Origin of the sequence: Streptomyces cyanogenus (assembly GCF_017526105.1) — a bacterium.
Classification (GTDB): domain Bacteria; phylum Actinomycetota; class Actinomycetes; order Streptomycetales; family Streptomycetaceae; genus Streptomyces; species Streptomyces cyanogenus.
Genome location: NZ_CP071839.1, coordinates 3114263 through 3129440 on the forward strand (window position 1 = coordinate 3114263; position 15178 = coordinate 3129440).

Annotated in this window: 12 protein-coding genes; 3 read left to right on the plus strand and 9 right to left on the minus strand. The window is 71.9% G+C overall.

Annotated features, from left to right (window positions below; translation table 11 throughout):
- Positions 1-4: 4 nt before the first annotated feature.
- The 4 genes from S1361_RS13990 to hrcA form a co-directional block, all read right to left on the minus strand.
- Complete coding sequence (locus S1361_RS13990) at positions 5-754, minus strand: 16S rRNA (uracil(1498)-N(3))-methyltransferase (RefSeq protein ID WP_208032184.1); 750 nt, start codon at positions 752-754, stop codon at positions 5-7.
- Entirely contained in the window at positions 751-1839 is a 1089-nt protein-coding gene (locus tag S1361_RS13995) for a nitronate monooxygenase (protein WP_208032185.1), read from the minus strand. Before S1361_RS13995 ends, S1361_RS13990 begins: the two co-directional genes overlap by 4 nt.
- A gap of 100 nt (positions 1840-1939) precedes the next feature.
- Positions 1940-3076, minus strand: coding sequence for a molecular chaperone DnaJ (dnaJ, locus tag S1361_RS14000; RefSeq protein ID WP_208032186.1), 1137 nt, complete (start codon positions 3074-3076; stop codon positions 1940-1942).
- Positions 3077-4093, minus strand: a complete 1017-nt coding sequence (hrcA, locus tag S1361_RS14005) for a heat-inducible transcriptional repressor HrcA (RefSeq protein ID WP_208032187.1) — start codon at positions 4091-4093, stop codon at positions 3077-3079. It lies immediately after the preceding gene.
- A 163-nt stretch (positions 4094-4256) separates the two neighbouring features.
- On the opposite strand from hrcA, the gene S1361_RS14010 reads away from it, so the two are divergent.
- Together S1361_RS14010 and S1361_RS14015 are read left to right on the plus strand one after the other, a co-directional pair.
- Positions 4257-4979, plus strand: coding sequence for an MBL fold metallo-hydrolase (locus tag S1361_RS14010; RefSeq protein ID WP_208032188.1), 723 nt, complete (start codon positions 4257-4259; stop codon positions 4977-4979).
- 67 nt (positions 4980-5046) lie between these two features.
- A complete protein-coding gene (locus S1361_RS14015) occupies positions 5047-5919 on the plus strand; it encodes a DUF3097 domain-containing protein (RefSeq protein ID WP_425086604.1) in 873 nt (290 codons plus the stop codon).
- A gap of 61 nt (positions 5920-5980) precedes the next feature.
- Here S1361_RS14015 and hemW read toward each other — a convergent pair whose 3' ends face one another.
- From hemW to lepA, 4 genes are all read right to left on the minus strand, one after another.
- A complete protein-coding gene (gene hemW, locus S1361_RS14020; RefSeq protein WP_208032189.1) occupies positions 5981-7213 on the minus strand; it encodes a radical SAM family heme chaperone HemW in 1233 nt (410 codons plus the stop codon).
- Between the two features lie 27 nt (positions 7214-7240).
- Positions 7241-9061 carry a SpoIIE family protein phosphatase gene (locus tag S1361_RS14025; RefSeq protein ID WP_243769520.1) on the minus strand — a complete coding sequence of 607 codons (1821 nt, stop codon included), beginning with the start codon at positions 9059-9061 and terminating at the stop codon, positions 7241-7243.
- 198 nt (positions 9062-9259) lie between these two features.
- Positions 9260-11134, minus strand: a complete 1875-nt coding sequence (locus tag S1361_RS14030) for an AMP-dependent synthetase/ligase (protein ID WP_208032190.1) — start codon at positions 11132-11134, stop codon at positions 9260-9262.
- Positions 11135-11395: 261 nt separating this feature from the next.
- The gene (lepA, locus tag S1361_RS14035; RefSeq protein ID WP_208032191.1) at positions 11396-13270 is read right to left on the minus strand and encodes a translation elongation factor 4; all 1875 of its coding nucleotides are present in this window, start codon (positions 13268-13270) and stop codon (positions 11396-11398) included.
- Between the two features lie 225 nt (positions 13271-13495).
- Here lepA and rpsT point away from each other — a divergent pair, with 225 nt between their 5' ends.
- Positions 13496-13762, plus strand: a complete 267-nt coding sequence (gene rpsT, locus S1361_RS14040; protein WP_004001350.1) for a 30S ribosomal protein S20 — start codon at positions 13496-13498, stop codon at positions 13760-13762.
- A 370-nt stretch (positions 13763-14132) separates the two neighbouring features.
- Here rpsT and holA read toward each other — a convergent pair whose 3' ends face one another.
- A complete protein-coding gene (gene holA, locus S1361_RS14045; protein WP_208032192.1) occupies positions 14133-15122 on the minus strand; it encodes a DNA polymerase III subunit delta in 990 nt (329 codons plus the stop codon).
- Positions 15123-15178 lie beyond the last annotated feature (56 nt).

Consider the following 15178-nt stretch of genomic DNA (forward strand, 5'->3'; position numbering starts at 1 on the left):
GGGTTCAGGACCAGCGGCCGGTACGGCCCAGCAGCAGGGCCGCGGCGGCGGTGCCGGCGGTGGAGGTGCGCAGGACGGTGGGACCGAGGACGTAGGGCTGCGCGCCCGCCTCGGCGAAGAGCGCCAACTCCTCCGGCGAGACACCGCCTTCGGGGCCGACGACCAGCACGATCTCGCCCTCGGCGGGCAGTTCGGCGGTGGCCAGGCGTGCGTCACCGCTCTCGTGGAGCACCGCGGCGAAGTCCGCCCGGGCGAGCAGCGCGCCCACCTGCCTGGTCGTCGCCGCGTCCGCGACGTCGGGGAAACGGACCCGGCGGGACTGCTTGCCGGCCTCGCGGGCGGTGGCCCGCCACTTGCCGAGGGCTTTCAGACCGCGCTCGCCCTTCCACTGGGTGATGCAGCGGGACGCCTGCCAGGGCACGATCGCGTCGACGCCGACCTCGGTCATCGTCTCGACGGCCAGTTCGCCGCGGTCGCCCTTCGGCAGCGCCTGGACGACGGTGATGCGCGGGCTGGCCGGCGGCTCCTCGTGCACGGGCTCCAGGTCCGTGACGACCAGCCGGTCCTTGCCCTCGGCGGCCTTGACGACGCCCTCCGCCCAGCGTCCGTGCCCGTCGGTGAGGACCACGTCCTCGCCCGGCCGCAGTCGCTTCACGGACACGGCGTGCCGTCCCTCGGGGCCGTCGAGCACGAACTCCGGCCCGAAGCGGTCGAGTTCTCCGAGCTGGTCGACGACGAAGACGGGCGCGGTCATCGCGGGTCACCTCCGGGCAGCGGCAGGTCCGACAACGCTGTCCCTGCCTCGGCGAGTTCGGCCGCCAGCACCTCCACCAGCCGTCCGGCCGGCAGCTCCCGGGCCATCCGGTGGCCCTGCCCCGCCCACAGCGCCATGCCCTGCGCGTCCCCGGCCTTGGCGGCGGCCTTGCGCAGCGGCGAGGTCAGGTGGTGGACCTCCGGATAGGCGGCGGGGGCGTACGGGCCGTGCTCGCGCACGAAGCGGTTGACCAGCCCGCGGGCCGGGCGGCCGGTGAAGGCGCGGGTCAGCTCGGTGCGCGCGAACAGGGGGTTGGTCAGCGCCTGCTTGTGCAGGGCGTGCGCGCCGGACTCGGGGGTGGCGAGGAAGGCGGTGCCCAGCTGGGCGGCGCTCGCGCCCGCCGCGAGGACGGCGGCGATCTGGCTGCCGCACATGATGCCGCCGGCGGCGACGACCGGGATGCGTACGGCCTCCCGGATCTGCGCGACCAGCGACAGCAGTCCGATGCCGGAACCGTCGTTCTCCGGGAGGTCCCGGTGGGTGCCCTGGTGTCCGCCGGCCTCCACACCCTGGGCGATCACCGCGTCCGCGCCGGCCCGCTCCACCGCGCGGGCCTCCTCGACGGTGGTGGCGGTGACCAGGGTGAGGGTTCCCGCCCGGCGGAAGGTGTCGAACACCTCCCGGCTCGGCACGCCGAAGTGGAAGGAGACCACCGGCACCGGGTTGTCGAGGAGGACGGCGAGCTTGGCGTCGTAGCCGTCGTCCCGGCCGCTGTCCGGGTCGCCCAGCTCGGTCTCGTACCAGGAGGCCTCGCCGGCCAGCTGGTGCGCGTACACCTCCACCGCGCCGGACTCACCGTGCTCGGGCTGCGGCATGCACACGTTCACGCCGAAGGGCCGGTTCGTGAGCCCGCGCAGCTGCTTGATCTCCTGGTACATGCCGTCGGCGGTCTTGTACCCGGCGGCGAGGAACCCGAGGCCACCGGCCTCGGAGACGGCGGCGGCGAGCTGCGGGAGGGAGACACCGCCCGCCATGGGGGCCTGCACGATCGGGTGGGGGAAGAGATCGGTCAGCGGGGAGGACATGACGGCATGTTGTCACGTCCTCCGAACAAGTCCGAATCCGGGCTTCCCCCGGCATAGGCCACTGGCATAGAGGGGGCCGGAGCCCCCCGTACGCCCGTCCTCAGCGCCCGTTGAAGGCGTCCTTCAGCCGCGAGAACAGCCCCTGCTGGCCCGGCTGGAACTGGCCCTGCGGGCGCTCCTCGCCGCGGAGCTTGGCCAGCTCGCGCAGCAGTCGCTCCTGCTCGGGGTCCAGCTTGGTCGGCGTGGTCACCTCGACGTGCACGATCAGGTCACCCCGGCCGCCGCCGCGCAGATGCGTGACGCCCCGGTTGTGCAGCGGGATCGACTGGCCGGACTGGGTACCGGGCCGGATGTCGACCTCCTCCATGCCGTCCAGCGTCTCCAGCGGCACCTTCGTGCCGAGGGCCGCCGCCGTCATCGGGATCGTGACCGTGCAGTGCAGGTCGTCACCGCGCCGCTGGAACATCGGGTGCGGCAGCTCGTGGATCTCGACGTACAGGTCGCCGGCCGGACCACCGCCGGGGCCGACCTCGCCCTCGCCGGCGAGCTGGATCCGGGTGCCGTTGTCGACACCGGCCGGGATCTTCACGGTGAGCGTGCGGCGGGAGCGGACCCGGCCGTCGCCGGCGCACTCCGGGCACGGCGTGGGCACGACCGTTCCGAAGCCCTGGCACTGCGGGCAGGGCCGCGAGGTCATGACCTGGCCCAGGAAGGACCGGGTGACCTGGGAGACCTCACCGCGGCCGCGGCACATGTCACACGTCTGCGCGGACGTGCCGGGAGCCGCGCCCTCACCGTTGCAGGTGTTGCAGACGACCGCGGTGTCGACCTGGATGTCCTTGGTCGTCCCGAAGGCCGCCTCGCCCAGCTCGACCTCGATCCGGATCATCGCGTCCTGGCCGCGCCGGGTGCGCGAGCGCGGCCCGCGCTGCGACGCCGTGCCGAAGAACGCGTCCATGATGTCGGAGAAGTTGCCGAAGCCGCCCGCGCCGAAGCCGCCCGCGCCCGCGCCGCCCGACTGGGAGAGCGGGTCGCCGCCGAGGTCGTAGACCTGCTTCTTCTGCGGGTCCGACAGCACCTCGTAAGCGGCGTTGATCTCCTTGAACCGCTCCTGGGTCTTCGGGTCGGGGTTGACGTCCGGGTGCAGCTCGCGCGCGAGCCGGCGGAACGCCTTCTTGATCTCATCCTGCGACGCGTCGCGGCGCACGCCGAGAACGGCGTAGTAGTCCGTGGCCACTTACGACTCCGCCAGGATCTGTCCGACGTACCGTGCCACTGCGCGTACCGCTCCCATCGTTCCCGGGTAGTCCATGCGGGTCGGTCCGACCACGCCGAGCTTGGCAACCGCCTCGCCGCCCGAACCGTAGCCGACCGACACGACGGAGGTGGAGTTGAGTCCCTCGTGGGCGTTCTCGTGGCCGATGCGCACGGTCACGCCCGGATCCTTCGCCTCGCCGAGGAGCTTGAGGAGCACGACCTGCTCCTCCAGGGCCTCCAGGACGGGCCGGATCGTGAGGGGGAAGTCATGCACGAAGCGGGTGAGATTGGCGGTACCGCCGATCATCAGCCGCTCCTCGTTCTCCTCCACCAGTGTCTCCAGCAGAGTGGAGAGCACCGTGGAGACCGTACCGCGGTCCTCCGGCTCGAAGGCCTCCGGCAGGTCCTCGACCAGCTTCGGCACATCGGTGAACCGGCGGCCCGCGACCCGGCTGTTGAGCCGCGCCCTGAGGTCCGCGAGCGAGGCCTCGCCGAACGGCGCCGGGCAGTCGACCATACGCTGCTCGACCCGGCCGGTGTCCGTGATCAGCACGAGCATCACGCGCGCGGGAGCCATCGAGAGCAGCTCCACGTGCCGGACCGTGGACCGGGTCAGCGACGGGTACTGCACGACGGCGACCTGCCGGGTCAGCTGCGCCAGCAGCCGCACCGTCCGCGCCACGACGTCGTCCAGGTCGACGGCGCCCTCCAGGAAGTTCTGGATGGCCCGCCGCTCGGGCGCGGTCATCGGCTTCACGCCCGCGAGCTTGTCCACGAAGAGCCGGTAGCCCTTGTCCGTGGGGATCCGCCCCGCGCTGGTGTGCGGCTGGGCGATGTACCCCTCGTCCTCCAGGGCCGCCATGTCGTTGCGGACGGTCGCCGGGGAGACCCCGAGGTTGTGCCGCTCGGTCAGGGCCTTCGACCCGACCGGCTCCTCGGTGCCGACATAGTCCTGGACGATGGCGCGCAGTACCTGAAGCCTGCGTTCACTCAGCATTCGCGCGCACCTCCAGCATGTCGTCCCCTCGTCCCTTCGGGTCGTCGGCCTGGCACTCTTCGCATGCGAGTGCCAACGTTCCCCCGGCCCAGTGTACGGCTGTCGGGTACACACTGGGCAAGGTCGGGCCGCGGTACCGGTTCGTACCGCTAGCGTCGCCGCTATGAGCGTGACTTGGGAAGAGCTGGGCTGGGAACGGCTGACCGCCGGGGTGGGGCGGTGCCGGCTGCCCGGCTGGGACTGCACGGCGGGGCTGGTCCTCGGGGAGGACACGGCGCTCCTCGTGGACGCCGGGTCGAGCCTGGCGGAGGGGGCCCGGCTGCGCGCGCAGGCCGAGGAACTGGCGGGCGGCCGTGTGACCCATCTCGCGCTCACCCACCCCCATTTCGACCACGTGTTCGGCGCGGCCGCGTTCGCCGGGGCCGAGGTGTACGCGGCGGTGGGCCTGGACGCGGCGCTGTCGCACGAGCGCGCGGAGCTGCGCCTGGACGCGATCAGGAACGGGCTGCCGGTGGCGGACGCGGACGAGGCGGTGGACGCGCTCGTCCCGCCCGGCCACCTGGTCTCCGGCGAGTGGACCCTCGACCTCGGCGGCGGCCGGCAGGCGCTGCTGGCCAACGTGGGCCCCGGCCACACCGCGTACGACCTCGCGGTCCTGGTGCCGGGGGATCCGGAGGTGGTCTTCTGCGGCGACCTGGTGGAGGAGTCCGGCGAGCCGCAGGCGGGCCCGGACGCGGTCCCGTCCCGCTGGCCGGACGCCCTCGACCGGCTGCTGGCCCTGGGCGGCGAGGACGCGCTGTACGTGCCGGGTCACGGCGCGGTGGTCGACGCGGGGTTCGTCCGCCGCCAACGACAGGACCTGGCAGCACGGTTCGGCGTGATCTGAGCTGCTCTTCCCGGCCGTTCCGGCGTGTCGTACGCCGCGGTGCGCGGCTTCTCCTATCGTCATCCGAATGCGCCCACCCGTCTCCCGCCACCGCCCTTCCGACGAGGGTCCCTCGGGCCCGCGCCCTCGTGTGTACTCCGCCGACCTGACCCCTCCGTGGAAGAAGCCGAAGCCGGTGCCGGAGGTTCCGGCCGAGCCGGGCCTGGTGGTGGAGGAGCCCGGCACCGGGTTCTGCGGGGCGGTGATCCGCTGCGAGGCCGGCACCGTGACGCTGGAGGACCGCTTCGGCAAGCACCGGGTGTTCCCGCTGGAGCCGCGCGGCTTCCTGCTGGAGGGCCGGGTGGTGACGCTGGTCCGGCCGTCCTCGCCGGCTCCGGTACGGCCCACCCGTACGGCCTCCGGTTCGGTCGCCGTCCCCCGGGCACGCGCGCGTGTGGCCCGCGCCGGCCGCATCTACGTGGAGGGCCGGCACGACGCCGAGCTGGTCGAGAAGGTGTGGGGCGACGACCTGCGGATCGAGGGCGTGGTCGTGGAGTACCTGGAGGGCGTGGACGACCTGCCGTCCATCGTGGAGTCCTTCGCCCCGGGCCCGGACGCCCGCCTGGGCGTCCTCGTGGACCACCTGGTGCCGGGCACGAAGGAGTGGCACATCGCGGAGTCGGTGACCAGCGAGCACGCGCTGGTGGTCGGCCACCCGTTCATCGACATCTGGCAGGCGGTGAAGCCCTCCTCGCTGGGCATCGAGGCGTGGCCGGCGGTGCCGAAGGGGCAGGACTGGAAGACGGGCGTGTGCCGGGCGCTGGGCTGGCCTTCGGAGAACACCGGGGCGGTGTGGCAGGCGATCCTGAAGCGGGTGGGGTCCTACAAGGACCTGGAGCCGGAGCTGCTGGGGAGGGTGGAGGAGCTGATCGACTTCGTCACGGGCAGCGGTGGGGCCTGACGAACTCGATGACCAGGTGGGAGCGGAACGTCGGTTCACAGGGGTTCACCCACCCGAGTGATCAGTCCACCAGGTCACGTACCACCGCGTCCGCCAGCAGCCGCCCCCGCAGGGTCAGCACGGCCCGCCCCTGCTCGTACGGCCCCTCCTGAAGCAGCCCGTCCGCCAGCGCGCGCCGGGAAGCCGCCAGCCCCTCCTCCTTCAGCAGGGACAGCAAAACCCCTTCCCGCAGCCGCAGCTCCAGCAGGATGCGCTCCACCCGCCGGTCCTCGTCGGACAGCAGCTCCCGGCCCGCGCCCGGGGAGCGGCCGGAGGCGAGGGCCGCCGCGTACGCCCCCGGGTGCTTGACGTTCCACCAGCGGACCCCGCCCACGTGCGAGTGGGCTCCGGGGCCCGCGCCCCACCAGTCGGCGCCGCGCCAGTACAGCTCGTTGTGCAGGCAGCGGCCCGCCTCGGAGGTGGCCCAGTTGGAGACCTCGTACCACTCGAAGCCCGCCCGGCCCAGCATCTCCTCGGCGATCAGGTACCGGTCGGCGTGCACGTCGTCGTCGGTCATCGGGACCTCGCCCCGGCGGATCCGGCGGGCGAGCTGGGTGCCCTCCTCCACGATGAGCGCGTAGGCGCTGATGTGGTCGGGGCCGGCACCGAGGGCGGCCTCCAGGGACGCCCGCCAGTCGTCGTCGCTCTCCCCCGGCGTGCCGTAGATCAGGTCGAGGTTGACGTGCTCGAAGCCCGCCGCCCTCGCCTCCGCGACACACGCCTCGGGGCGGCCGGGGGTGTGCGTCCGGTCGAGCACGCGCAGCACATGCTGCCTGGCACTCTGCATGCCGAAGGAGATCCGGTTGAAGCCGCCCGCGCGGAGGGTGGCGAGGTACGCGGGGTCGACGGACTCCGGGTTCGCCTCCGTGGTGATCTCCGCGTCCGGCGCCAGCCCGAACTCGTCCCGGATCGCCCCCAGCATCCGTACGAGATCGTCGGCGGCCAGCAGCGTCGGCGTACCGCCGCCGACGAAGACCGTGCGGACCTCGCGCGGGTCGTCGCCCAGCACCTTCCGCGCCAGCCGGATCTCGTCCGCGAGGGTGTCCGCGTAGTTGTCCCGGGAGGCGAGCACACCGCCGCTGCCGCGCAGCTCGGTCGCGGTGTAGGTGTTGAAGTCGCAGTAGCCGCAGCGGGTCGCGCAGTACGGGACGTGCAGGTAGAAGCCGAGCGGGCGGCCGGCTGCCCCGGCGAGCGCGTGCGCGGGCAGCGCGCCGTCGGCGGGGACGGGCTCGCCGTCGGGGAGTGCGGAAGGCATGCCTTCCATTGTCCAGCACCGCGAGCGTTACTCCGCCTGGAGCACCAGCAGGGCCAGGTCGTCCTCGGGCAGGCCGCCGCCGAAGTCGTGGACCAGGCGGCGGATCCTTTCCGCGATCAGCTCGGCGCTGAGCCCGGCGCAGCCGGACAGGGCGCGGGCGAGCCCGTCGCCGTCGTCGAACTGGCGGCTGCCGGAGCGCCGCTCGGTGACCCCGTCGGTGACGCACAGCAGGCTGTCGCCGGGGCGCAGCTCCAGGGTCTCGCTCGTGTACGTCTCGTCCTCCACGACGCCGAGCAGCGTCTGCGGGCGGGCGGCGGTGCGCACGGTGCCGTCGGGGCCGAGGACGAGCGGCAGCGGGTGGCCGGCGGAGGCGAGGGTGCAGCGGACCCCGCCGTCGTACGGCGTCAGCTCGCCGTAGAGGAGGGAGAGGAACCGGGTCTGCGGGCCGTCCCCGGCGGCCATCGGCCGGCCCCCGGCGACCAGGGCGCGGGCGGCGGCGTCGGCGGCCTCGGTGGCGTCGTCCAGCAGGAGCTGGTTGAGGCGGTCCAGGACGTCGGCGACCCGGTAGCCCTCACGGGCCAGGAGGCGCAGCCAGGGGCGGGCCAGGCCGATCACCACGGCGGCCTCCGGGCCCTTGCCCTGGACGTCGCCGACGGCGAAGCACCAGCGGCCGTCGCCCGCCGGGAACAGGTCGTAGAAGTCGCCGCTCGGGCCGCCCTTGTCGCAGGGCTCGTAGACGAGCGCGCTGCGCACGCCGGGGATCTCGGCGACCGCGCCAGGCAGCAGGCCGCGCTGGAGGACGGCGCTGATCGTGGCCTGGCGGGCGTACTGGCGGGCCGCGCCGATGGCGAGGGCGACCCTGCGGCCGAGGTCCTCCACCAGCCCGGTGACCTCGTCGGGAAAGCCCGTGATCCCGCACCGGCCGATGACCAGCGTGCCGAGCGGCCGCCCGCCCGCGATCAGCCGGTACGACAGCGCCGTCCCGTGGACGCCCTGCGGGCCGAGGGCGTGGCCCGGCCACGGGTAGGGCTCGGGGCCGGAGCGCAGCCCGTCCGGCGGGCACGGCGGCTCCTTCTCCAGGGCGGACCGCAGTTCCTCGATGCGGGCCTCGCTGGCGTGCCAGACCCGGGCGGGCCCGCCGCCGGCGCCGCCGCGTACGGTCGCCTCGTCCTCCAGCCAGACCGCGCACCAGTCGGCGAGCCGCGGCACGATCAGCTGGCCGGTGAGCGCGGCGACCAGGTTCTCGTCCAGCTGTCCGGCGAGCAGGTCGGAGGCCTCGGCGAGGAAGGACAGGGCACCCCGGCCGAGCCAGTCCCGGTCGCCCTCGGCGCGGTGCGGCTGCGGGGCGAGGTCCTCGGCGATCCCGAGGGCGGGGCCGGGGCCCGGGCCGTCCGGGGTCTCGCTGCCGCCCGGGGGCAGCCGCGCCCAGACGGTCTTGGCACCGGTGCGGTAGGTGACGCCCCAGGACTCGGCGAGCGTGGCGACCAGGCGCAGGCCGCGTCCGTACTCCGGGGTGTCATACGTCCCCTCGCCGCCCGTGGCGTCCCGCGGGGCCCGGGTGGGGTGCTGGTCGTGCACCTCGACGACGAACGCGCCGGTGTCCTCCAGCCGCCACTCAAGGTGCATCTCGGTGCCGGCGTGCACGACGGCGTTGGTGACCAGTTCGCTGACGACGGCCATGGCGTCGTCGGCGAGCCGGGCGGCGACCCCGGGCGCCTCGGCCAGCGCGGTCCGCACCAGCGCGCGGGCCGCCCCCGGCGCGAGGGGACTCCCGGGCAGTGTGGCCCGGCCCCGTGTCTCACCGGGGTGGGTGCCGCCGCTCTCCCGCTGCGTCGGTATGGCCGCCATGTCCATGCGGCCAGAGTGACAGACCGGAGGCGCCCATCACCGTTGAGTCACCGAAGTGAACACAAGAGGGCTCCATTCGAGCGCAGGCGAGCAGCAAAGGGGCGCGGGGAACCGCACGACGAGCCATGGACGACCCGCGCGACGGGCCATGGACGAGCCGCGCCGCAAGCGGCCCCCGCCGCCCCCTCCGGAACCTCGCTACGCCTCCCGCGTACCGACGTACATCTCCTCGATGAGGTGCTTGTACTCCCGCTCCACCACCGGCCGCTTCAGTTTCAGGCTCGGCGTGATCTCCCCGTGCTCCACATCGAGATCCCGCGGCAGCAGCCGGAACTTCTTGATGGTCTGCCACTTCTGCAGCCCTGCGTTGAGCTGCCGCACGTACCCGTCGACCATCTCCACCGTCTGCGGCGCGGCGACGATCTCGGCGTACGACTTGCCCTCCAGCCCGTTCTCCTTCGCCCAGTCGAGGATGGCGAGCTCGTCCAGGGCGATGAGGGCGGTGCAGTAGTTCCGGTCGGCGCCGTGCACCAGGATGTTGGAGACGTACGGGCACACCGCCTTGAACTGGCCCTCGACCTCGGCCGGAGCGACGTACTTGCCGCCGGAGGTCTTGATGAGGTCCTTCTTGCGGTCGGTGATGCGCAGGTAGCCGTCGGGCGACAGCTCGCCGATGTCGCCGGTGTGGAACCAGCCGTCGGACTCCAGCACCTCGGCGGTCTTCTCGGGCTGCTGGTGGTAGCCGTCCATGACGCCGGGGCTGCGCAGCAGGATCTCGCCGTCCTCGGCGATGCGGACCTCGGTGCCGGGCAGCGGCTTGCCGACCGTGCCGGTGCGGTAGGCCTCGCCGGGGTTGATGAAGGAGGCCGCGGAGGTCTCGGTGAGGCCGTAGCCCTCCAGGATGTGGATGCCGGCGCCGGCGAAGAAGTAGCCGATCTCCGGGGAGAGCGCCGAGGCGCCGGAGACGCAGGCGCGCAGCCGGCCGCCGAAGGCCTCGCGGATCTTGCCGTAGACGAGGGTGTCGGCGACCTTGTGCTTGGCGGCCAGCCCGAAGGGCACCGCGTGGGTGCCGGTGCGGCGGAAGTTGTCCTGGCTGACCTTGGCGTACTCGCGGGCGACCTCGGCGGCCCACTGGAAGATCTTGTACTTGGCCGGGCCGCCCTGGCGGGCCTTGGCGGCGACGCCGTTGTAGACCTTCTCGAAGATGCGCGGCACGGCCGCCATGTACGTCGGCTGCACCACCGGCAGGTTCTCGATGATCTTGTCGACCCGGCCGTCCACGGCGGTGACGTGCCCGACCTCGATCTGCCCGGAGGTGAGCACCTTGCCGAAGACGTGCGCGAGCGGCAGCCACAGGTACTGCACGTCCTCGGCGCTGATCAGGCCGGTCGCGGCGGTGGCTTTCGCCATGTAGGCCCAGTTGTCGTGCGGCAGGCGCACTCCCTTGGGGCGGCCGGTGGTGCCGGAGGTGTAGATGAGGGTGGCGAGCTGGTCCTTGGTGATCGCGCCGACCCGCTCCTTGATCAGCTGTGGGTGCTGCTCAAGGTAGGCGGTGCCGCGCTCCTCCAGCTCGGCGAGGGTGAGCACCCAGTCGCCGCTCTCGACGCCGGCCGGGTCGATGACCACGACCTTGGTCAGCGCGGGCAGCTCGGCCCGCTTCTCGACGGCCTTGGCGAGCTGGGCCGCGTCCTCGGCGATCAGCACCCGGCTCTCGGAGTCGGAGAGGATGAACGCCGACTCGTCGGCGTTGGTCTGCGGGTAGACGGTCGTGGTGGCGCCACCGGCGCACATGATGCCGAGGTCGGCGAGGATCCACTCCACCCGGGTGGAGGAGGCGAGCGCCACCCGCTGCTCGGGCTGGACGCCCAGCTCGATGAGCCCGGCCGCGATCGCGTACACCCGCTCGGCCGCCTGGCCCCAGCTGAGCGACTTCCACTCGTCGGGGCCCTGGCCGGAGGCCGGCGGCACGGGGTAGCGGTAGGCCTCGGCGTCCGGTGTGGCCGCCACGCGCTCCAGGAAGAGGGCTGCCACGGACGGCGGACGGTTCTCGATCAGGGTCTGTGTGTCGCTCACGACATCCTCCGGGGGCCCGCGACGGTGCGGCTGACTCGGTGCGGCTGGGTTAACTCACGGTGGGGATTCAGGCTCTTGTTTAACTCGCGAGTAACTATCGAGCAGGGACAGGGTAAGGGCCGACCGGCCGCTACGTAAGGGGCTTCGGCCCGTCACTTTCCGCTCAGCGCGGCGCTCGGCACGCAGCAGGGGCCCGCCATGCTTTCGCACGACGGACCCCCACATGCCCGGTTTGCGGGCGTGACCGGCAGTTACCTCCGGTTACTTCTTGCTCTTGGCCGACCCCGCGCTGTCATCGCTGGAGAGAACCGCGATGAAGGCTTCCTGCGGAACCTCCACCGAACCCACCATCTTCATCCGCTTCTTGCCTTCCTTCTGCTTCTCCAGCAGCTTCCGCTTACGGGAGATGTCACCGCCGTAGCACTTGGCGAGGACGTCCTTGCGGATGGCGCGGATGGTCTCGCGGGCGATGACCCGGGAGCCGATGGCGGCCTGCACCGGCACCTCGAAGTTCTGCCGCGGGATCAGCTCCTTGAGCTTGGCGACGAGCCGCACGCCGTACGCGTACGCCTGGTCCTTGTGGGTGATCGCCGAGAAGGCGTCCACCTTGTCGCCGTGCAGCAGGATGTCGACCTTCACGAGGCTGGAGGACTGCTCGCCCGTGGGCTCGTAGTCCAGCGAGGCGTATCCGCGCGTCTTGGACTTCAGCTGGTCGAAGAAGTCGAAGACGATCTCCGCGAGCGGCAGCGTGTAGCGGATCTCGACGCGGTCCTCGGAGAGGTAGTCCATGCCGAGCAGCGTGCCGCGCCGGGTCTGGCACAGCTCCATGATCGCGCCGATGAACTCGGTGGGCGCCAGGATCGTCGCCCGCACGACCGGCTCGTACACCTCGGCGATCTTCCCCTCGGGGAACTCGCTCGGGTTGGTGACGGTGGCCTCGGTGCCGTCCTCCATGATGACGCGGTAGACCACGTTGGGGGCGGTGGCGATCAGGTCGAGGCCGAACTCGCGCTCCAGGCGCTCCCGGATCACGTCCAGGTGCAGCAGGCCGAGGAAGCCGACGCGGAAGCCGAAGCCGAGGGCGGCGGAGGTCTCCGGCTCGTAGACCAGCGCGGCGTCGTTGAGCTGCAGCTTGTCCAGGGCCTCGCGCAGCTCCGGGTAGTCCGAACCGTCCAGCGGGTACAGGCCCGAGAAGACCATCGGCTTCGGGTCCTTGTAACCGCCGAGCGCCTCGGTGGCGCCCTTGTGCTGGCTGGTGACGGTGTCACCGACCTTGGACTGCCGGACGTCCTTCACACCGGTGATGAGGTATCCCACCTCACCGACGCCGAGGCCGTCCGCCGGCAGCATCTCGGGCGAGTTGACGCCGATCTCCAGCAGCTCGTGGGTGGCGCCGGTCGACATCATCCTGATGCGCTCGCGCTTGTTGAGCTGGCCGTCGATGACACGGACGTACGTCACGACACCGCGGTAGGAGTCGTAGACCGAGTCGAAGATCATCGCGCGGGCGGGTGCGTCGGCGACCCCGACCGGTGCCGGGATCTCCTTGACGACCTTGTTCAGCAGCGCGTCCACACCGAGACCGGTCTTCGCGGAGACCTTGAGCACGTCCTCCGGGTCACAGCCGACCAGGTTCGCCAGCTCCTCGGCGAACTTCTCCGGCTGGGCGGCCGGCAGGTCGATCTTGTTCAGCACCGGGATGATCGTGAGGTCGTTCTCCATCGCCAGGTAGAGGTTGGCGAGGGTCTGCGCCTCGATGCCCTGGGCGGCGTCGACGAGGAGGATGGTCCCCTCGCAGGCGGCGAGCGACCGCGAGACCTCGTAGGTGAAGTCGACGTGCCCCGGGGTGTCGATCATGTTGAGGATGTGGGTCGTGCCCTGGTCGGGGCCCTCGGTCGGGGCCCAGGGCAGACGCACCGCCTGGGACTTGATCGTGATGCCGCGCTCGCGCTCGATGTCCATCCGGTCGAGGTACTGAGCACGCATCTGCCGCTGCTCGACCACACCGGTCAGCTGGAGCATCCGGTCGGCGAGCGTGGACTTGCCGTGGTCGATGTGCGCGATGATGCAGAAATTGCGGATCAGAGCCGGGTCGGTACGGCTCGGCTCGGGCACATGGTTAGGGGTCGCGGGCACGCAGGGTCCTGTCTCTTGAGGCGCCTTATGCCTCGGGTCGGATCGTTACGTAGTCTCCATGGTCCCACGGGCAGGGACCGGGGGCCGTTTTGGGCCGTCCGGAGGGCCACTGGTACTGTAGATGGCTGTGCCTCATGCCCTCTCAGCGCGAGGCGCGACAGAAAATTTTGGATCACCGGTACGGGACCCGAGCGGCCCCGCACCTGAACCTGAAAAGGCTCCTTCGTGGCGAACATCAAGTCCCAGATCAAGCGGATCAAGACCAACGAGAAGGCTCGGCTGCGCAACAAGGCCGTCAAGTCCTCCCTGAAGACCGCGATCCGCAAGGCCCGCGAGGCCGCTGCCGCGGGTGACGTCGAGAAGGCCACCGAGCTGCAGCGCGCTGCCGCGCGTGCGCTCGACAAGGCCGTCTCGAAGGGCGTCATCCACAAGAACCAGGCCGCCAACAAGAAGTCGGCGCTTGCTTCCAAGGTCGCGTCCCTCAAGGGCTGAACCTCTCTGATCTGACCGCCGGAAGGACCCAGAGCGGGCCCTCTCTCATCCGCTCCCGTCCGGCACCCCCGAGCCTGTTCGCGGCCTGCGTTCGCCACGCGGGAACGGGCTCACCAGCTTGATCCGAAGGCCCCGGCGCTCCCCCTTCCCCAGGGTGGGTGACGGGGCCTTCGGCATGGCACGAAGTCGGGCATCCCCCGCGAAGGAGTCCGCGCAAGGTGTCCACGTCACCGCGTGAGAAGGCTTCGCAGCCTTGCGGACGAGTTCCGCGTGCGGGTGATCGGCCACGGCGATCACCACCTGCCGGTTCGTCGGCGACGTACGTCCGTCACCCGTGGTTCTGCTCGCCGGCGACCCCGCGGCGACAGGATCAGCCCCGGCCTCTGGACCGCGCGGCCCTCGCGATCGTCACGACCGCCTTCTCCAGGGCGTACTCGGGGTCGTCCCCGCCTCCCTTCACTCCCGCGTCGGCTTCGGCGACTGCTCTGAGGGCCACCGCGACCCCGTCCGGCGTCCATCCCCGCATCTGCTGCCGCACCCGGTCGATCTTCCACGGCGGCATGCCCAGCTCGCGCGCCAGATCGGCCGGCCGGCCGCCCCGGGCCGAGGACAGCTTCCCGATCGCCCGGACGCCCTGCGCCAGTGCGCTGGTGATCATCACCGGCGCCACGCCCGTCGCCAGCGACCATCTGAGTGCCTCCAGCGCCTCCGCCGTGCGGCCCTCCACGGCCCGGTCGGCGACCGTGAAGCTGGAGGCCTCGGCCCGGCCGGTGTAGTACCGGCCGACGATCGCCTCGTCGATCGTCCCCTCCACGTCGGCGACGAGCTGCGAGACCGCCGAGGCCAGCTCCCGCAGGTCGCTCCCGATGGCGTCGCAGAGCGCCTGGCACGCCTCGGGGGTGGCCGACCGCCCGACGGCACGGAACTCCGCCCGCACGAAGGCCAGTCGGTCCGCCGGCTTGGTCATCTTCGGACAGGCCACCTCCCGCGCCCCTGCCTTGCGCGCGGCGTCCAGCAGCCCCTTGCCCTTCGCGCCGCCGGCATGCAGCAGTACGAGTGTGATCTCCTCGGCGGGCGAACCGAGGTACGCCTTCACGTCCTTGACCGTGTCGGCGGACAGGTCCTGCGCGTTGCGTACGACCACGACCTTGCGCTCGGCGAAGAGCGACGGGCTGGTCAGCTCGGCCAGGGTGCCGGGCTGCAGCTGGTCCGGGGTCAGGTCACGTACGTCCGTGTCGGCGTCGGCGGCCTTGGCGGCGGCCATCACCTCCTGCACGGCACGGTCGAGCAGGAGGTCCTCCTGGCCCACGGCGAGGGTCACCGGGGCGAGAGGGTCGTCATTCGCAGTCTTCCTGGCCATCGCCTACAGCATCCCACGCGGCACTGACATCGAAGCGGCCCCGGCACCCTGACCGG